23 protein-coding genes are annotated in these 17,474 nt (G+C 72.1%); 12 read left to right on the top strand and 11 right to left on the bottom strand.

From position 1 onward, the window contains the following. Positions 1-130 precede the first annotated feature (130 nt). The 3 genes from ACZ60T_RS32865 to ACZ60T_RS32855 all read left to right on the top strand — a co-directional run bounded on the left by ACZ60T_RS32865 (position 131) and on the right by ACZ60T_RS32855 (position 3,103). Positions 131-1,570: a helix-turn-helix domain-containing protein gene (locus ACZ60T_RS32865; protein ID WP_469669285.1), complete on the top strand. Its 1,440-nt coding sequence runs from the start codon at positions 131-133 to the stop codon at positions 1,568-1,570. Positions 1,571-1,579: 9 nt separating this feature from the next. After that, positions 1,580-2,449, top strand: coding sequence for a DciA family protein (locus ACZ60T_RS32860; protein ID WP_469669284.1), 870 nt, complete (start codon positions 1,580-1,582; stop codon positions 2,447-2,449). Between the two features lie 384 nt (positions 2,450-2,833). Continuing rightward, positions 2,834-3,103 (top strand): hypothetical protein, encoded by a 270-nt coding sequence (locus ACZ60T_RS32855; RefSeq protein ID WP_469669283.1) that lies wholly within the window; start codon positions 2,834-2,836, stop codon positions 3,101-3,103. A gap of 7 nt (positions 3,104-3,110) precedes the next feature. On the opposite strand, the gene ACZ60T_RS32850 is transcribed toward ACZ60T_RS32855, so the two are convergent. Beyond that, on the bottom strand, positions 3,111-4,016 hold the full coding sequence (locus tag ACZ60T_RS32850; protein WP_469669282.1) for a DUF4231 domain-containing protein: 906 nt from the start codon (positions 4,014-4,016) through the stop codon (positions 3,111-3,113). A 4-nt stretch (positions 4,017-4,020) separates the two neighbouring features. Next, positions 4,021-4,581: a hypothetical protein gene (locus tag ACZ60T_RS32845; protein WP_469669281.1), complete on the bottom strand. Its 561-nt coding sequence runs from the start codon at positions 4,579-4,581 to the stop codon at positions 4,021-4,023. 244 nt (positions 4,582-4,825) lie between these two features. On the opposite strand from ACZ60T_RS32845, the gene ACZ60T_RS32840 reads away from it, so the two are divergent. Continuing rightward, entirely contained in the window at positions 4,826-5,035 is a 210-nt protein-coding gene (locus ACZ60T_RS32840) for a hypothetical protein (RefSeq protein WP_469669280.1), read from the top strand. A 76-nt stretch (positions 5,036-5,111) separates the two neighbouring features. Beyond that, positions 5,112-5,801, top strand: a complete 690-nt coding sequence (locus tag ACZ60T_RS32835; RefSeq protein ID WP_469669279.1) for a restriction endonuclease — start codon at positions 5,112-5,114, stop codon at positions 5,799-5,801. Between the two features lie 28 nt (positions 5,802-5,829). Here the strand turns inward: ACZ60T_RS32835 and ACZ60T_RS32830 are convergent, their stop codons facing one another. Then, the gene (locus ACZ60T_RS32830; RefSeq protein WP_469669278.1) at positions 5,830-6,174 is read right to left on the bottom strand and encodes a hypothetical protein; all 345 of its coding nucleotides are present in this window, start codon (positions 6,172-6,174) and stop codon (positions 5,830-5,832) included. A 281-nt stretch (positions 6,175-6,455) separates the two neighbouring features. Here ACZ60T_RS32830 and tap point away from each other — a divergent pair, with 281 nt between their 5' ends. Together tap and tpg (ACZ60T_RS32820) are read left to right on the top strand one after the other, a co-directional pair. Continuing rightward, the gene (tap, locus tag ACZ60T_RS32825; protein ID WP_469669277.1) at positions 6,456-8,666 is read left to right on the top strand and encodes a telomere-associated protein Tap; all 2,211 of its coding nucleotides are present in this window, start codon (positions 6,456-6,458) and stop codon (positions 8,664-8,666) included. A gap of 3 nt (positions 8,667-8,669) precedes the next feature. After that, positions 8,670-9,227: a telomere-protecting terminal protein Tpg gene (gene tpg / locus ACZ60T_RS32820; RefSeq protein ID WP_107475080.1), complete on the top strand. Its 558-nt coding sequence runs from the start codon at positions 8,670-8,672 to the stop codon at positions 9,225-9,227. Positions 9,228-9,297: 70 nt separating this feature from the next. Here the strand turns inward: tpg (ACZ60T_RS32820) and ACZ60T_RS32815 are convergent, their stop codons facing one another. After that, complete coding sequence (locus ACZ60T_RS32815) at positions 9,298-9,792, bottom strand: hypothetical protein (protein ID WP_469669276.1); 495 nt, start codon at positions 9,790-9,792, stop codon at positions 9,298-9,300. 72 nt (positions 9,793-9,864) lie between these two features. Next, a complete protein-coding gene (locus tag ACZ60T_RS32810) occupies positions 9,865-10,350 on the bottom strand; it encodes a hypothetical protein (RefSeq protein WP_469669275.1) in 486 nt (161 codons plus the stop codon). 154 nt (positions 10,351-10,504) lie between these two features. On the opposite strand from ACZ60T_RS32810, the gene tpg (ACZ60T_RS32805) reads away from it, so the two are divergent. The 5 genes from tpg (ACZ60T_RS32805) to ACZ60T_RS32785 all read left to right on the top strand — a co-directional run bounded on the left by tpg (ACZ60T_RS32805) (position 10,505) and on the right by ACZ60T_RS32785 (position 13,070). Further along, positions 10,505-11,092, top strand: coding sequence for a telomere-protecting terminal protein Tpg (tpg, locus tag ACZ60T_RS32805; RefSeq protein WP_469669274.1), 588 nt, complete (start codon positions 10,505-10,507; stop codon positions 11,090-11,092). 103 nt (positions 11,093-11,195) lie between these two features. After that, the gene (locus tag ACZ60T_RS32800; protein ID WP_469669273.1) at positions 11,196-11,969 is read left to right on the top strand and encodes a hypothetical protein; all 774 of its coding nucleotides are present in this window, start codon (positions 11,196-11,198) and stop codon (positions 11,967-11,969) included. After that, complete coding sequence (locus ACZ60T_RS32795) at positions 11,966-12,235, top strand: hypothetical protein (protein ID WP_469669272.1); 270 nt, start codon at positions 11,966-11,968, stop codon at positions 12,233-12,235. The genes ACZ60T_RS32800 and ACZ60T_RS32795 overlap by 4 nt, the downstream gene beginning before the upstream one ends. Positions 12,236-12,592: 357 nt before the next feature. Then, complete coding sequence (locus tag ACZ60T_RS32790; protein ID WP_469669271.1) at positions 12,593-12,823, top strand: hypothetical protein; 231 nt, start codon at positions 12,593-12,595, stop codon at positions 12,821-12,823. Further along, on the top strand, positions 12,813-13,070 hold the full coding sequence (locus ACZ60T_RS32785; RefSeq protein WP_469669270.1) for a hypothetical protein: 258 nt from the start codon (positions 12,813-12,815) through the stop codon (positions 13,068-13,070). Before ACZ60T_RS32790 ends, ACZ60T_RS32785 begins: the two co-directional genes overlap by 11 nt. Before the next feature lie 192 nt (positions 13,071-13,262). Here ACZ60T_RS32785 and ACZ60T_RS32780 read toward each other — a convergent pair whose 3' ends face one another. The 6 genes from ACZ60T_RS32780 to ACZ60T_RS32755 all read right to left on the bottom strand — a co-directional run bounded on the left by ACZ60T_RS32780 (position 13,263) and on the right by ACZ60T_RS32755 (position 16,340). Continuing rightward, positions 13,263-13,649 (bottom strand): hypothetical protein, encoded by a 387-nt coding sequence (locus ACZ60T_RS32780; protein WP_469669269.1) that lies wholly within the window; start codon positions 13,647-13,649, stop codon positions 13,263-13,265. 37 nt (positions 13,650-13,686) lie between these two features. Next, positions 13,687-14,127 carry a RapZ C-terminal domain-containing protein gene (locus ACZ60T_RS32775; protein ID WP_469669268.1) on the bottom strand — a complete coding sequence of 147 codons (441 nt, stop codon included), beginning with the start codon at positions 14,125-14,127 and terminating at the stop codon, positions 13,687-13,689. A 40-nt stretch (positions 14,128-14,167) separates the two neighbouring features. Then, complete coding sequence (locus ACZ60T_RS32770; protein ID WP_469669267.1) at positions 14,168-14,515, bottom strand: hypothetical protein; 348 nt, start codon at positions 14,513-14,515, stop codon at positions 14,168-14,170. Positions 14,516-14,632: 117 nt separating this feature from the next. After that, positions 14,633-15,115: a hypothetical protein gene (locus ACZ60T_RS32765; RefSeq protein WP_469669266.1), complete on the bottom strand. Its 483-nt coding sequence runs from the start codon at positions 15,113-15,115 to the stop codon at positions 14,633-14,635. 218 nt (positions 15,116-15,333) lie between these two features. Continuing rightward, positions 15,334-15,729 (bottom strand): hypothetical protein, encoded by a 396-nt coding sequence (locus ACZ60T_RS32760; RefSeq protein WP_401379573.1) that lies wholly within the window; start codon positions 15,727-15,729, stop codon positions 15,334-15,336. Next, on the bottom strand, positions 15,723-16,340 hold the full coding sequence (locus ACZ60T_RS32755) for a replication/maintenance protein RepL (RefSeq protein WP_161228428.1): 618 nt from the start codon (positions 16,338-16,340) through the stop codon (positions 15,723-15,725). Before ACZ60T_RS32755 ends, ACZ60T_RS32760 begins: the two co-directional genes overlap by 7 nt. Positions 16,341-17,474: the final 1,134 nt, after the last annotated feature.

Genomic DNA, 17,474 nt, shown 5'->3' with positions numbered 1-17,474 from the left:
TGGTGCAGGGTCGGCGGATGGATCACGAAGCACGCGTTTTGCCTGCTGAGGGGGGTGTCCGCTTTGGCGTGTACACCGGCCCGATGACGACACAGGCGATCTTCACCGCCCCGGCCGGGGCGGTGGGCCGATGAGCGGCGCGGCGGCACCGGTCGCCGTGCTGATTCCTGCCCCGCGTTCGTCGGTCGACGGTGACGCGGTCTCGGTGCTGCCCGCGCTGTACGTGCCGGAGGCGAGCCAGTGGCTGTCGACGTCGACGGGCCGGATCGCGCTGGACGGCTACTCCTGGATGCAGGCGGTCCACTGGGTCGCCGGGTCCGGGCTGTACGAGCCGCGCCGCTACCGGTCGCACGGGCCGCGCAGCTTCGGGCCGACGACGGTGCGCGTCGCCCAGGAGCTCGCGGAGCTGTTCCCGTGCCGTCCGGGGATCGAGTACCTGGTGCGGCGCACCGGGCTGTCGGAGCGGTCGGTGGAGTACCACCTGGGGATGCTGCGGGAGGCCGGGCTGCTCGCGTACGTCGTACGGGGCACCCGGATCCGCGGTGCGGCCGCGCAGGCGTCGGAGTTCGCGCGGATGGTGCCGGTGGAGTTCGACGTGGCGCTGGGCGTCCGTACGGCCGGTGAGGGCACCGGGCGGCGGATGACGGGGATCGCGGAGGCCGGCCGGGAGCTGATGGCGGCGCTGTCGAAGAAGGCGGCCCGCAAGGTCCGCAAGCGGCGGGCGAAGTCGTCCTCGAAGGCCCCGGCGAAGGGTGCCCGGAAGGGTGCTGACCAGGGTGCTGTGACGGCTGTTTCGGATGAGGTCCGTTGCACCCCAATGGGGGGTAGTTCCCGCAGTGTTTCTTCTGCGGGAACTACTTCCTTCCCCCCTGAGAGCAAGCTCGCAAGCGGGCAGAGCGATTCCCCCACCCCGAAGAACGTCAAGCGCGGCCGCCGGAAGCTCAACAGCGTCGGGCGTCGTTTCCAGCTGGCCTCGGAGCTGATCCGCCAGGTGCCGTGGATGGGCCGCGCTGCGGTGCCCCGGATCGCCTGGATCCTCAAGGACGTTGCGGACGCGGGCTGGACCGCCGACCAGGTGATCGCGTTCCTGGACTGCGGCGACGCCCCAGGCATCGTCCACCGCCCGTCGGGGTTCCTCGCCGGGCGGCTGAAGGGGGCGGTGGCGCTGTGGCCGACCGAGGAGGGCCGGGAGCGCGCCGTCCAGGCGTACCGGGACTCCCGGCGCGCGGAGCAGGCCCGCCACCAGGAGTGGGAGGGCGCCTGGCAGGCGCCGCGCAGCATGGCGGTCCGTCGCATGGTCGCTGAGGCGTTCGCCCCGCAGGCGCAGCCCTACGCCCCGGGCGAGGCGCTGCCCGAGCTGGGCGGTGTCGAGGACCTGAGCGAGCAGGACCGGGCGGACATGCAGGCCACGGGGTGGGGCGAGTTCATGGCGGGCGACACCACGCTCGTCATGACCACGTACGACGCCCTCGGACCGGCCGCCGCCGTGCACATCTTCGGCGCTGACCTGGTGCAGCGCGCTCGCAAGCTGGCGAGCAGCAGCTCGCTGATGAACGTCGGACGCCGGTAGGAGGCCGTGATGACCGAGACCCCGAACACCACCACCAGCTCCAGCAGCGAGCAGCCGGCCCCGGAACTGTCGGGCGTCGACCTGGCCCGGGTCGCGCTGCACCAGGCCCGCGAGGCCGCCAAGGCCCGCGGCGAGGGCGGCACCCGCAAGGCGAAGCGCCGGACCGGTACGACGGTGCGGCGGGATGGCCGGGAGCCGACCGGGTTCGCCGCCGTGCTCCAGGGCCTGATGGCCGACCGGGCCTGGGACGTCCCGGCCGCCGGCGGAAGCATCCTGGACCAGTGGCCGGACATCGCGGCCACGCTCTCCCCGAAGCTGGCCGCGCACGTCCAGGCGGTCGCCTTCCACGCGGAGACCGGACAGCTGGACCTGCGCCCGGACTCGCCCGCGTACGCGACGCAGCTGCGCCTGATCAGCTCCCGGATCGTCGCCGCGGCGAACGACGCGGTCGGCACCCAGGCCGTCCGCACCGTCCGGGTCCTGGCCGTGGGCGCGGCGGCCCCAGCACCCCGCGAGGCGGTCACGGCTCCGGCGTCGGCCGCGCCCGAGGCGCCGGTGAAGACCCGCGACATGGCCCCGCCCGGCTTTCACCGCGCGCTCACCGCCCACCAGGCCGTCCCGCGCGTCCAGCACGTCAGCTCGGGCGTCACCGAGGCGATCGAGCGGCAGAACCAGGCGATGCGCGAACTCAGCCGCCGCGCCTTCCCGGATCCCGAGCCGGCCCCGGACGGCGGCCCGGCTCCCCTCGAGGACGCGCGTGCCGAGCGGCGGCGGGTGGCCGACGCCTCCCATGCCGCTGCCCTGCGCCGGGCGCGAGCCGAGCGGGCAGGTACAGCGTCCGGCACGACGGTGCCCCAGACCTTCGCGAAGACCGCGTAGGATGGCGCCCTGCACCACGGCAGAGGTTTCAGAGGCTCCCCAAACTCCCTCACCGCCAGCACCAAACCGCTTCGTCGTGCATTCGGCGCGGGACCCGTGACCACCCGGTTTGACCGGACGTCACCGACGCTGCAACGATGCCGCCCCACAATCGCATACAGAGGTACCGGCGGATCGAGGTGGAGCCCGAGCTCCCTCACGACGGTGCAAGCACCAAGGCGAGGTTGATGGATCGACCAAATCCCTCGCTGGCTCCACCGCTTGAAGGCACACCCGCGCCCGGCTTCTCCGGGCGCGGGTCTCTTTGTTTGCCCACCCACCTGCTTGTCCCGTGTCCGAACGCCCCGGCAGCCGCCGGGGCTTTCCCTATGTCCGGAGGTCCCCGTGACGGAACTCGCTTCTGCCGTACCCGCCTACGTTCTGCTCGCCGCGCTCGCGGTCATCGTCGTGCTGCTCACCGTGGTCGCCATCGTCGCGCGGGCGGTGGTGGCGAAGGCGCGGCCCGAGGACTTACAGCACATCCTTCCCGGCCTGGGTCAGGTCCTGGCCGCGCTGGCCCTCTTCCTCCCCTGGGGGCGCGGGACGCGGGGCCCGACCGGCGCGCCGCCGGTGCCCGTGCGGTCCGAGCGCAGAGGAGGGCGGCGCCGGGGGTGAGGCCGGGTCAGGCCGCCGGCGGCTGGCTGGAGGGCGTGGCCTGGTCGGCGGGCTGGTCCAGCTGCTGCTGGCGGCGCCGCTGCTCGTTGCGGTGCTCTTCGACGCGCTGAGTGAACTTCTTCAGCGCCTCGCCTTCCTGATTGCGCCCGTACTCGCTGTACGGGCCGATGCCGAGCCGGACGGCGTTGGCTTCCTCCTCGATGGCGTCGGCGGTCTGCTGGAGGAAGTAGCTGCGCTCGCGGAACTTGTAGTAGCCGGTGAACATCGCGGCGACCGTGATCGCGAAGCTGATGGCGGTCAGGGTGACGCTCTGCCAGGTCAGCTCCTTGCCGGTGTCCAGGGCCGCGATCGTGGTCGTGGAGGCTGAGCCGATCATGATGAGGGTCTGCAGGCTGTTGTGGATGCGCCGGTACTTGCGGCTGTCGGCCTGGTACTGCTCGATCGCGGTGGTGACTTCCTCGCGGTAGAGCTTGCGCCGGGCGTCCAGGTCCGGGTTGTTCTTGACCTTCTGCTTCCACAGCGACTCCTGCGCGGAGGCGAGCTGTGCCTCCAGGCGTTGGAGGGTGGGCACGTCCCGCCCGGCGAAGTGGACGCCGACCAGCGCCAGCAGGGACATCAGGAGCAGGCTTCCGCAGATCAGGTCACCCAGGACGAACCGCGCCGGGTCGCCCGTGGTCAGCGCAGTGATGCCGGTGCCGGTGATGGCGGTGAGTAAGGACAGCCAGCTGATGGCCGCCCCGGCGCGCCAGATGCGGTCCAGCCGCCGGCGCCGGGCGAGCTTCTCCTGGGCGTCGATGACGAGGTTGGTGGTCACCACGTAGATCCGTTCGTCGGCGTCCCGCTGGCGGGCGAGGACCAGTTCGTCCGCGTCCCCGATCCGGCGGGGCGCGTCGTCGTCGAAATCGCGGGCCATGGGATCAGCGGGCGAACGCTTCGGTCAGGCTGATGCGGTAGCCGTCCTCTTCCATCAGCACGACGGTGACGCCGAACGGATCGGGGTGGTCCAGCTCGATCGGGGTGAAGGAGAAGTTCACCGCGGCCTGGATCGGCGGCGCCAGTTCGCCGCCGGGCTGCGGCGCGGGGGCCGGCCTCCAGTCCGGGGCGACCGACGCCCAGCCCTCGGGGCTGCGGGACAGGAGCTGCTCGCTGTAGGGGAACTGGTGCAGGACGTGCCCGTCGCGGGTGGCGAGCACCATGTTCAGGCACGGCGCCGGGCCGACGATCGGCAGTTCGCAGGCGGTGGCGACGTCGTGGGTCTCCCAGGCGAGCACGACCTCGTCCGCGCCGGCCGCCGCGGCGATGTTCGCGAGTTCGGCGATCCCGGCGAGCGCGTCCTGGCCGACCTTGAGCGGGCGGACCCAGATCAGCCCGACCAGCTCGCCGCGCACCAGCGGCATCATCAGCGGGCGCGGCACGACTCCCTCGCCCAGCGAGGCGGTGTACGTCTCCTTCGCGACGCCGATCAGTCCGTTCCACATCCGTGCTTCCACGGGAGCCCCCTGCCGTCCGGTGATCCGATCACCGCACCCTGTCACGGGGGCTGAGGCCATGTCAGCGGGATGATCAGCCAGCGTGCGGTATTCGGCCAGGTCCGATGGCTTCGTGCCATTCGTCGGCAACCTGGCCCCAACATCACTGAGGCCCGGCTACATAAGGAGGCTGGGGTGACAGGCTGCCGTCCCTGCGTGGTGATGGCCGGTCGTGTGGGGGAGGTCGGAACGGTTGCTGACCATCAACGTGACGCTGCTGCTCGCAGTCATCGTCGTCTGGCGGCTGCGGCGGCGCACGGAGGCCCGTAGCCGCTTCGACGAGAAGCTGACCGTCGTCATCGTCCTGACGCTGGGCGTCCTGATCGCACCCACCCCGGCGGGCCAGGGGATCTTGAACATCTTGGGACAGCTTGCGAGCGGCGTCACCCAGGCCGGCCGATGAACTCCCGCACACGCGAGGGATGGACGGCGCCCGTCGGTGCGTACGGCGGGAAACGGGCTGGGGGAGTGGGGAAGTGATGGCGGCACGTCGACGACGCCGGCGCTTGAAGAAGAAGACACGCAGGCAGTTGCAGGGCTGGGGCGCGGTGGTCGCACTGGCCGCCATGGTGTGGGTAGCCGGGCACTGGTCGGTGGTGTGGCCCGTCCTGGTGGCCCTGCTCGCCGCGGCCGTGGTCGGCGGGGCCAGCTGGGCGCTGCTGAGAGCGCACCGTCGCGCGGTCGGCCAGGACCGCGCGTGGCGGGCCCAGGAGGAGGCCAGGGCGCGGGAATTGTCGATGGCCGAGGTCGACGCGCTGTCGTGGCAGGAGTTCGAAACGTACGTTGCGGAGCTGTGCCGACGGGACGGCTGCACGAAGGTCGTCGTCAGCGGCAAGAGCGGCGACCTGGGCGCGGATGTCGTCGGCTACCTGGCCGACGGCCGCAAGCTGGTCGTCCAGTGTAAGAAGTACGCGCCGCACCGCAGTGTCTCCTCGCAGGACATGCAGAAGTTCGTCGGCACCGCCCGCCTCGAGCATGGCGCGGATGTCGCCCTGTTCGTCACCACCTGCCGCGCGTTCACGAGGGACGCGCTGGGCTTGGCCCTGCGCCAGGACATCGTGGCCCTGCACCGCGACCTGCTGGGCTCCTGGGTCAAAGGCGCTCATCTGGAGACCCTGATCCCGCTGAACGGCAGCGGCGGCGGCACCAAGCGACGCCCCTCTGCCTGACTGGGCAGGCAGCTGTGCGGGGCTGGTATCAGGACGGCCAGGACAGCGCCGTCAGCAGGACAACGCCGGTCACGAGGATGATCGCGGTCAGCGCCGGCCGACGGGTGCGGCCCGGTCCGGCACCGACCGCGATCAGCGCGACGGTGAACACGGAGACCAGGAGCCACACGGCAAGCCACGCGGTCAGGGTCGGGGACGCGCCCGCGGCCCGGGATGCCCAGGTGGCTGCGCGGCCCAGCACCAGGCAAGTTGCCCCGGTCAGCAGGGCCCAGATGGCGCGGGCGGTCCGTTTCGCGCTGGGGTCAGTGCCGTCGAAGTCGCGGTGCAGACGGGACCAGAGCCCGAACCAGCGGCGGTGCAGCCAGGAAGTCACCGGGCCAGTGTGCCGACCCCCCATCTCGGATGGGGCGGAGTTCCCCTAACCACCAGGCCAGCCGCCTGCCCATTGATGTGGGCTCACGCCGTCCTGACGCGACGGCATGCGTGCAACAGAAGGGCTGCGCCGAACTCGTGTTGCAGCCCTGACCTGCACGGATAGCTGTTGCGCGGCTTACCCGCCCGCGTGTTGTACTCCAATCCTGTGCGCGATTCGTGCGCGATTGAGTGCGCGAATCAATGCGCGATCGGGTATGCTGTCTATTGGAGGTGACCTCTGTGTCCACTGAGAACGAGCTGTTCAGCGCCGTCGATGCGCTGCTGGAGCAAGTCGCGCAGGACGACCTGCCGACCCCTGCGGAGCGCAAGCGTCTGCGGGAGGCGGCGGGCCTGAGCCAGGCGCAGATCGCCACGGCACTGGACGCCCGCCGGGAGGCGGTGGGGAACTGGGAGACCGGCAAGACCGAGCCGCGGCCGCCGAAGCGCGCCGCGTACGCCCGTCTCCTGGAGGGCCTCGCCGCCCGCTTCCCCGCCCCGGCCCCCGACGCGCCCACCGCGCCCCCGGCGCCGGTGGTCCCGGAGGCGTTCACCGGCCCCGCGCCCGTTCCCGCCCCGGCGGCCGAAGCGCCGGCCACCCCGGCCCCGGCTGCTGCCGTACGCCCGGCGCCCGCCGCGAAGCCCGCCGCGTCGTCGCGGCGCCCGGGTGCGAAGAAGGCGGTGGCGAAGAAGACCACGGCGTCGGCGGCCGCCGTCGACCCGCGCTTCGAGAACGGGCCGCTCGCGGTCATCGACGCCGACGCCGACGGGCAGGTGTCGGCGTACTGCATCGGCGGCCTGGTCCTGGACGTGCCCGCCAAGAGCATCCCGGCCCTGGTCGACTGGACGCTGACCGAAGCCCGGCTCGGGCAGGCCCGCCTGCACCGCAACGGGCGCGACGCCGACCCGATCCTCGTCCTCACCGCGTCCGCGCTGGAGCGCTACGGCCTGCCCGCCGCTCTCTCGGAGGAGGAGCGGCACGCGGGCCGACTCCCGGCCGGCCACAAGGTGGTCAAGCAGATCGAGCGCGCGGGCCTCCAGATGACCCAGCGCGGCTTCGGCCCGTGGGCCCGCCTCTACCGGGATCCCGAAGGCTCCCGGCGGCGCTGCGTCCAGCTGTGCGTCCTGCCCTGGAACGCCCTGGATACCCGGGAGTGGGGCCGCAAGGACGACCCGGAGCTGCTGCTGACGATGCACCCGGCCGACCTGGTCCAGTACCTCGGGCTGTACGCGGCCCGGGTGATGACGCCGCGCGGCTCCACCGCGACGACCGGCCTGGAACTGATGACCGCGCTGCGCCCGCCGACCCGCGCGGAGAAGAACCCGGCGACCGGCGAGTTCGAGCGGGCGTACAACGAGGACGCGCTCACCCAGCTCTACCCGGTGGTGCCGTGCGAGGTCCCCGACGAACACCCGATCCTCAAGGGCCAGTTCGCCCGGCACCACATGCGCACCCCGGCAGAGATGCTGATGGAGGAGCCCTACGACTGGTGCCGGCCGCTGACCGATGAGGAGTGCGCCAACCCGTACCTGGTCGTCGTCGACCTCAACATGTCCTTCGCCGCGGCCGCGAACGGCCTCGCGGTCGGGCTGAGCGGGCCGACCCACCTGGAGAACAACCCGGCCTTCGACCCGGCGCTGCCCGGCTCCTGGCTGGTCGACCTCTCCCACGTCGACCTGTCCCGCGTACGGGTCAACGGCCGCACGGTCGACGGCTCCCGGCTCCCGAGCCCGTTCACACCGAAGGGCGACCGGCCCGAGGGCCCGGCCTGGTACGCCACGCCCACCGTCGCCTACGCGGTGGAGCTCGGCTTCGACGTCGCGCCGATCGAGGCGTACGTGCGCACGCAGAACGGCCGCTACCTGGACTCCTGGTACAAGCGGCTGCGCGACGCGTACGTCGACACGATGGCCGACATGGGCGTCACCACCGGTCTCACCGAGAGCGAGTTCCTCGAGGCGATGGCGCGGCGCAAGGAGGTCGACCCGACGATGGCGCTGCTGGAGACCGCGATCAAGGCGACCGCGAAGGGCGCGATCGGCAAGCTGCGCCAGCGCTCGCGGGGCCAGGTGCCGTATTACGAGCCCTACCCGGCGCTGGAGCGGGTGAACTGGCGCCCGGACATCCGGGCCGCCGTGCTCGCCAACCAGCGGGTGGGCCTGCACCGCAAGCTGATGAAGACGGCGGCCGCCGCCGACCTCTACCCGGTCGCGATCGGCACCGACGCCATCGTCTACCCCTCGCCCGGCCCGTCCCCGCTGGACGTCCTGCCGCACACGCCCGAGGGCAAGCCCGCGCCGGGCACGTTCCGGCTCGGGGTCTCGCCGGGGATGGTCAAGCACCAGGGCACGCAGACCGTCCTGTGGGCAGAGCAGCAGTTCGAGGAGCGCGGCGGCGTCTTCAACATCTCCAACCTCATCAAGACCGACCAGAGCGCCGGAGAAGGGGAGTAGGCCGTGGTGGACTCGCTCGGGGACAGCCTGGACCGCGCGCTGGAGGGGGCGTTCACCCGCCGCATCCCGCAGAGCGCCCAGGCGCAGATGAAGTACCTGGTCAAGCAGCTCAAGGGCACCAAGGCCGCCGCCCAGGCGCTCGGGATCTCCCAGCGCACCGTGGAGCGGTACGTCTCGGGCAAGCTCAAGCGGCCCCGGCAGGACCTGCGGGGCCGCCTGGAGCGCGAGGTGAAGAAGAGGTGGCAGCCGCAGATCCGCGCGAAGGCGCGGAAGAAGGCGGCGTCCACGGGCGGGCTGGTCGTCTCCACCCGGGCCCGCTTCGGCTTCGAGGCCGCCGGCGGTACGACCGACGACGCCCGGATCCGGGACATCACCCAGGCCCTGCCGCCTCAGTACGCCGACCAGCTGTTCAGCGCACGCGAGCAGGGAGCCACCGAGGACCAGCTCCGGCAGATCGCCGCCGACGGCCTCGCCCGGATGTACTTCCGCGCCAACAACAGCCGGGCCCACGGCCTGGGCGTGGAGTTCACCGACGTGGAGCGGCTCGACATCGAGCTGTGATCACCCGCCCACGACAAGGGGCCCCGAACCGTGCGCCGGTTCGGGGCCCCTGTCACATGCCGACGCCGGGTCAGCCGGCGGCGGCCTTCTCTTCGGCGAGCTTCTTCCTGGCCTGCTGGTAGTCCTCGTACGTCACGGCGTTCAGCGCCTCGATCCGGGCGAGGGTCTCCACCGTGTCGTCCTTCTTCATCGCGGTGTCCATGAACTTCAGCAGCAACTCCACCATCGCCTGGCTCTTCCAGTGCCGCAGTTCCGCCTCGTTCAGGAGCTCCGGGCCGCTGGCCATCATCATGTCGACCAGCCGCTCCCGGGCCCGCCACTCCCGGCGCCGACGCCACCAGCCACCGCCCGGCCGATTCAGATCTCGCAGCTTGCGGATCTGCTCCACCATGGCCCTGATCTGCGTCTCCTGCTCGGGCGTCCAGGCTCTCCCAGAGCCGTCAGCAAGCGCCTGGACGGCCTCTTGGGCGGCCTCGCTGCCGTCGCCCGACCCGTCGCCGCACAGCTGCTCCACGGCCTTCCTGAGCGACGCTTCCGCCGCCGTGGTGTCGTCGTCTTCGGACACGCTCTCCCCTTCTCCTCGCAGAACGCGCAGCATGCCCGCCGCACGGCGCCCCGGGCAATCCGACGGCCGGACCTACTGGGGGTCCGGGTCCGCCTCGCCGGGCGCTCCCGCCGTACGACGGGAGCGCCGGCGGATGACGTCGGGCAGCTCGCGGGAGGCGGCGGCCGGGATGAAGAACAGCCCGGTCATGCCAAGCCCGGTCACGGCGGCGCTCAGCAGGCCCACCGACACCGACGGGTCGTCGACCGAGGCCACCCCGCAGAACACCGAGAAGGCGGCGACGAACACCAGCGAGGCGACGATCCACCGCTCCCGCAGCGCCGACCGGGTGCCGGCCACCACGCTCAGCCACCAGGTCCAGCCCGCCATCACGCAGAACAGCACGGCCGCCGGCGGCAGCAGTACCGGCGGCGCCCACCGCGCGACGTCGCCGCGGGGCAGCTCCTGCCCGGTCAGGTAGCCGACCTGGACCAGCCACACCAGGTACACCGGCACCTCGATCGCGATGACCACCCACATCAAGACCCGCAGCTCCCGTAACGCGCGGCGCTCGCTCATCCCTTGGCCCTCCCCCTCGATCATCAAGTCCAGGGGAACGTAGCGGCCCGGCGTCGGCGCCCACCAGGGCGCGTCACCCGTAGGGGTGGAGACCGGCCGCGGAGCGCCCCGCCGTCGGCCTCTGTCCACAGGCCCGGCCGGGCGGAATGATCACATGACTGATGACGACGTGAAGCGCGCTCGGACCCGAGCCAGGATCCTGGAGGGCTTCACCCGCGCGGAGCGGGCCCTGTTCACCCGGCCCGCACCGAAATCCGCGCGAGCGCAGATGAAATTCCTTCGCACGCGGGAGAAGGGCTCCACCAAGTCCCTGGCGGCGAGGCTGGGCGTCTCCCGCAAGACGGTGCAGCGCTACCTCTCGGGCGCCTCCACCAAGCCGAACAAGCGCCTCCAGGCCGCGCTGGTGGAAGAGACCGAGTCGGAGTGGCAACCGCAGGTCAGGGCGCAGGCTAGGCAGCGCGCGGCGTCCTCGGGCGGGCTGGTCATCTCCTGCCGGGCGTACTTCGGACTCGGTCCGGAGGGCACCTCAGACGCGGGCCGCGTACGGGACATCACGGTCGCCGTCAGCCCCTCCCACGCGGCCGTCATCATCGCCGCGCAGGAGGAGGGTGCGACGGAGGACGATCTGCACGACGCGGTCGCGGAGGCCATCGCGGACGCCTATTTCCGTCAAGGCGGTGGCGGCCGCGCGGGCCTGGAGGTGAAATTCGCGGACGTGGAATGGTTGAACATCACGTTCTAGCAGCGCGTAATTCGAGCGTGCGGTAGACCTGTGGGAAGGGCCCACCCCATCCGCATTACCGGCCGGGCCCTCATTTCCGTTTCCGACCTGAAAGCGAGTCCCGATGACCACGTACGACGGGTGGCGGCCGCGCCGTGTCCCCGAGGCCCGCGGCCGCGCCGGCGCCCCGCGCACGCCGATCGACTACGCGAAGATCGGCCGGTCCTCGGTACGCCGCCGCGCGCGGGGCATGACGCACAGCGAGGCGGTGGCGGCGCTCGAAGGTGCGGAGCAGCAGGCGCACCTGGACCGCCGCGACGAATCCGCCTTCGACGACGGCGGCCGCCGTGCTGCGGAGCTCGCTGAGTGGCAGCGCGTCGTGCAGCTGCTCGCCGCGACCGGCGGCCCGTACGACCCGGACGCCGACGTCGTCGTCCAGGGGGAGCTCGCCGAAGACCGCCGCCGCGAGGAAGCCGAGCAGCAGCGCCGCCAGGAGCAGCAGCAGCTCGCCGACCGGGCCGAAGAACTCGCCCGGCTCGGCGGGGCCGGCCGACTCGATCGCAGCGTGCCGAGCCGGGCCGGGGACGAAGCGGCCCGCGACCTCCTGGACGAGAACCACGACTACCGCGCCCCGAAGGTCGACGCCTGGCTCGCCCGCTCCCTCGCCGACCAGTCCGGCCACTACGCCGACCCGGCCGCCCGCGCGGCCGCCGTCGGCTCCCTGCCCGTTCCGGTGCGCGCCCGCGCCGCGCTGCTCGCCGCCCTCGCCCGCACCGGCGCCCCGGTCGACGACGGCCTCGAGTTCGTCGGCCGTCTCGCCCAGGCCGACCCGGCCGCCACGAACGCGCTCGCCGCGTGGCTGGAGAACGCGGCCGCGGTGAAGGGCGGCACGGCGTGAGCGCGGCGGACGAGGTGGTGGTGGCCACCTGGAGCGAGCACAGCGAGATCGGCCACCACTACGAGGACCTGCTCGCCGACGGCTCGGTCATCGCCTGGACCGAGCCGCCCTTCGGCGAGACGCTCTACCCCGGCGACGACGACCCCGACTACAACCCGATCTGCTCGTGCCCGCGCCTCCCGCGCCAGTTCTGCCTGGAGTGCGCCGGCTGCGCCGCCTGCGGGCAGTGCACCGGCCCGCATGTCTGGCCCCCGCTCCAGACCTGACAATCAGTTGTCACGCTCACCGAGAGTTATAGCCAGTTGTCACGCCGCCCTGTCACGCCCCCTGTCACGTCGCCGGAGGACCGCGTGACAGCCCCCACCCGAAAGCCCATCAATTCGGGCATTACGGCGCGGAAACGGCCTGGAAACCCCCTCCGGGCCGTTTCCGCGTGACAGGCGCGACAGCGTGACACCCCACCGGCCCGTGATCACGTTCCGTGTCGGGCGGCATCGAGCCGGAAGGGCCGGCCCCGCGCCCTGCAGAGCCCTCACCGGTCCGGTTCGTCCGTACCGGGGTCCGGTGTCCCGCCCCGGCGATACCGTGGTGACACACGCCAGAGAGAAGCCCAGGAGCCCCGGATGAGCCAGCAGCCGGCCCCCGCGCCCGCCCGCCAGCCCCTCGATGAGCACGCCGCCGAATCGGTCCTCGCGTACGCGGCCGCGGAGCGCGCCAAGACGGACGTCCTCGCCTCGGTCCTGGAGGACATCGCCGCCAACGGCTACCCCGCGCCCGAGTCCGGCGTGGCGTGGGAGACCGCCCGCGACGCCCACCTCGCCCGCCTCGCGGACGAGCAGCCCCGTGTCGCCTGAGCACGGAGCGCGCCGCTCCCAGGTCGTCATGGTGGAGCCCGCGCTCACCCAGCTCGGGAAGCTGACCGCGCACGAGACGCACCGCCTGGACCGCGCGATCGTCGCCATCAGCGTCAACCCGGAGCTCGGCACCGAGGTGCCCGGCACCCTGCTGCGCGACTACGCGGACGAGGTCGACGGCGTCCGGGTGATCTACTACGTCACCGCCCTGCGGACCATCACGATCGTCGCGTACGTCGAAGCCTGAGCAGCACGTGCAGCAGCGCCCCGGACCACGACGGTCCGGGGCGCTGCTGTGTCTGCTGCACGGCGGTCGGCGGGTGCTGCACGGCGAGGCCGGCGGCCAGGCGGCACACGGGTGCTGCTCGTGCAGCAGGCCGGGTGCTGCACGAGCAGCGGGGCCGTGCTGCCACCGGGCCGCTCGCCTGCTGCGCGGCGGTCAGTCGCCGTCGGTGGCCCACCGCTCCATCTCGCTCGGGTCCTTCCTCAGCAGGGTGTCGCGGCGGGACTGCGCGGTGGCCCGGGTGACGTCCATGGAGGTCGCCAGCGCGCCGTAGGAGCCGCCCCGGGCGGCGTGCTGACGTACGGCGGCGTCCCGGATGCCCTCCAGCCGGGTGATCAGCCCGTTGGACATCAGCACGGTGGTCGCGAGGTCGTCGGTGCTCGCCCCGCCGTCGCGCAGCTGCGCGAGGCCGTGCAGGACGGCACCGAGCCGCATGGCCATCTGCCCGACGTCGTCGCCCAGCGCTCGGGCGTCGGCGGCGGACAGCGGGATCGTGAGGTCGGGGGCGGGGACGGGGTCGGTGTGCTCGGGCTCGGTGGTCACCGGGCTCTCCTCCTGGTGGTGCGGGACGGGGCGGGGTTCAGCGGTGCACGACGTCCTTGGCGAGGTCGCGGTGGTGGACGTCGACGGCCAGGCCGCGGTCCTTGTACCGGTCGGCCAGGTCGGCGACCCGGTACGCGGCGGCGGTCTCGGTGTCGCCGGACAGGACGGCGGCGAGCGCGTCGGCCACCGTCGCAGAACGATGACGGCCGCCGGCGCACCCGAGCCCGATGGTCAGCGGCTCGTCCTGGCGGGGCCCGGCGAGGTAGGCGTCCACGGTGGCGGCGATGGCGTGCACGAGCGCCAGGACGCCGTCGGTGGCCATCACCGCCTCGCGCACGGGGGCGTCCCGGGCGGTGAGGTAGCGCAGCTCCGGGCGCAGGTGGGGGTCGCGGAACTGGTGGCGCAGGTCGTAGCAGGCGCGGGCGTCCGGCTGCGGGCCGTGCAGGTAGCCGAACGAGGTGATGGCCACGGCGGGCATCGAGGGTCCTCTCAGAGGCGGTGACGGGTGCGGGCGGGGGTCAGAGCCACTGGAAGGCGCGCCGGACGTCGCCCGCGGCCCCGGCGAGGTTGTCGGCGTGGAGCCGCACGTCGAAGTCGTACGGGTCGTCGGCCGCGTCCATCACGCGCTCGGAGGCAGCGTCGAAGACCCCGGCGAACGCCTCGTGGACACCGGCGGCCTTGAGGGCCTGGACGATGTCGTCGTGGTCGGCGCCGCCGCGCCGGACGGCGTCGGAGAGCAGGTTGAGCGCGGCGGCCGCGGCCGGGGCGAGCACGGCCAGGTCCTCGCCGCCGGCGGTGGTGGCGGTCCGTTCGACCCCCGTCTCGATGTGGCCGATCCGGGCGACGGCCTTGGACTGCTGCTCCATGAGGACTCCGATCGGGTGCGCGGTGGGCGGGGGAGGGTGGCGGTGGTGAGGGAGGAGTGCGTGCCGGAGAGCGATGACATTCGGGGCCGGCGCCCGGCGAGCACGGCGGTGCAGCGGTCAGGCGTGCTGGGCGAGGTAGCGGGCGGCGACGTCCACGAACTGGTCGTGGGCGACCATCGCGGCCTCGCGCGCGGCGGTGAGCTCCTCGGTGCTGCCGAAGTGGTCCCGGATCGCGTACGTCAGCGTGATCATGTGATCGGCGGCGGTGCGCACGGCCGGGTCCGTGATCAGCACGCGCATCGCGACCAGCGGGCGGGTGACCTGGGAGCGGGTCTGGTGGCTCTCCCGGCGCAGCGACTGGATCAGCTCGGCACCGGAGCCCTTGAGGATGGCGTCGCCGCGCGCCCACATGGTGCGGCGGTGGTCGCTGGCGGCGCAGGCCAGCGCGGTGACGGCCTCCAGGCGGTCCCGCCTGATCGTCTCGCCGTGGTTCACGCGGACGGACCGTTCGGCGGCCCGCTCCTGGAAGCGGCCGCTGATGAGCGAGCCGAGCAGCGTGCCGACGACGGCGATGGCGGCGGTGACGAGGGCAAGTAACACGGCCGGATCCTCCCGTAGGTGTATGACTTTCAATACACTGTATGGAAAGTCATACACCTAGGGAAGGGGGCCGCTCATGATTCTTTTCGCGGGGCTGCGACCTGCACGTTTCCCGCCTGCGGGAACCGTGTGCACCGATCTGACACACCCGGCCCACGACGCGAAGCGGCGCCGCACCCCTCGGGAGGATGCGGCGCCGCTGGCTTCGGGCTGCTCGACTACGCGGTCCGGCGCGCCGGCACTGCGGACAGGTGTCGCTGCGGGGCGGGGACCGCGGGCTCGGGCAGTTCGCCGGCGCGGATCGCCTCGACCGCGTCGCGCAGCGCCTCCTCCATCTCCTCGACGGTGGCGTACCCGGCGAAGTACGGGTGGATGAAGTAGCTGCGGTAGCGGCCCTCGGGCCGCAGGACGATGTTCCGCTCCACCAGCTGGTTCATGGCGATGGACGTGCGGTTCTTGCTGAGGCCCACCCGCGCCCGCAGTTCGGCCTGTGAGGCGTTCACCTCGCCGCCGGGGCGCTGGACCTCCGACATCGCGCTGAGGAGGTCGTAGTTGGCCTTGGAGAGCTCCAGACTGTGCAGCTGCGCGTACCCGAGGGTGGCCTGGATCAGCATGCCTGCTCCTCCACATCGTTGTCGCCGAACGCCAGCTGCCGCGTACGCGGGGCCGGCGCGGCCGGGGCCGTGAACTCCGGGAAGCGCTCGCTCGCCGCCTTCTCCAGCGCCATCACATCTTCCCGCATCTCCGGGAAGTGCTTCCGGAGCGCGGCCCTGGCGTCCTGGCGCAGCTGCTCCAGGGCCTCCTGCTGGAGGTCGCCGTTGCCCTTGAAGCAGATCAGCGGGTTGACCACGATCACCGAGTTGGTCCGGCGCTGGAGCATGTGCCAGTTCTCCAGGCTGCCCAGCGCCCGGGTGACGTTCGCGCGCTCGACTCCGAGGTGCTTGGCGACCTTGATGTGCGTGATCTTCAGGCGGCCCTCGACCTGGCGGCCCATGCAGAACAGCAGGACCGCCGACTGCACGGGCGACATCCCGTACCGGGCGATCAGCACGGCCAGGACGTCGGAGAGGAACGCGTTGCTGACCATGCTGTAGCCGCTGCGGCCCCAGGCGTCATGCGGCGCCCGGTAGGTGTAGTCGACCCTGGCCGACCGCACCGGCCGACCGGCCTTCGGCGGCGTACGGTCCAGGGCCTTGGCAAAGCTGTCCGCCAGCGGCGACGTCACGGGCTCACCGCGGTCCACCGACCGCCGGCCTCTGCTGGTGGAGCGACTCGCGTCCCCGGGCACCCTGGCTCCTGCTGCTCGATCTCGTGTGGTCCCCGCGACCCTAGCCGAGATTGTCCCCGCCCAGAGGGACCTTTGTCCCTGTCGGCGTGGCCCCCTGGTGTCGACGCCGACACACCGCCTCCGAGGCGCTGACGATCGAATGCAGCCCTGAGCAGGCGGAACGGAATTTGTCCCTCTCTGCGGGACCAAATCCTGTGATGCTGTGTCGCAGGAGGCACAAAACCGCAGGTCGATGTGTCAGGGCCAACACATCGCCTCCCGCAAAACCCCAGGTCAGAGGCCGTTTCCGCGTGGGCCCCTTTTATCAGTAAGACGCACACGCGCGCGCGAGGCGAGCCACCGAGGGCCTCCGCGTCCCGACGGCCACCCGCACCGGGGGTCGGCCACCCGGCACCGACGGCACGCCCTACCGGCAACCCTCCGCGCGCATTCCTCATTGCCCCACGCACTCGAACGCCACTCGGACCATTTCGACCAATCACCTACGCACGCACCCATTCACGATTTCCGGCATTTCACCGGCCGTCATTACGCCCGCTATTCGGTAATCCCTCGCGTGAATTCTCTCTAATCACCTGATGTACAATCGAAGCATTCCGCGAACCCTCTTTCTCCAGGTCAGGGGTGGCGTAGCGTTATTCCAGTCTTAAGCTAGCCGCTATCTTTGAAGCACGCGCCCCCAGGGCTCGATCCACTGCCCCCGATCTGCGTTCGACGCCTCACCCGTCCCGACCGCCCGTCACCACCCCGTCCTGTTGCTGCTGCTTGTGGCCCGAGTCTCGTTGGGTGGGCCGCGCGGAGCGTGGCACGCCTGGCCCGCACGGGAGTTGGGGGCGCGCCCGGGGGTGGCTGGAGCGCAGCGGAGGCCACGGGTCGGCCGGAGGCCGGCCCCGGCCCGCAACGCGGGCCGCCTGCCCTGCGTTTGGGTGGCGGGCGCGGAGCGCGTGCCGCCCGGCGGTGAGCGGAGCGAGCCGCATCCGCTCACGCGGAGCGGGAGCGGCCGGGGAGCGCAGCGACCCGGCTCGCTGTGACGGGCGCAGCCCGGAGGGACCCGCTCCGCGGGAGTGCGGA

This window comes from Streptomyces sp. NPDC104371 (assembly GCF_055583785.1).
The sequence above is the reverse complement of the archived record's forward strand: the minus strand, read 5'-3'. Positions and strand labels throughout refer to the sequence as shown.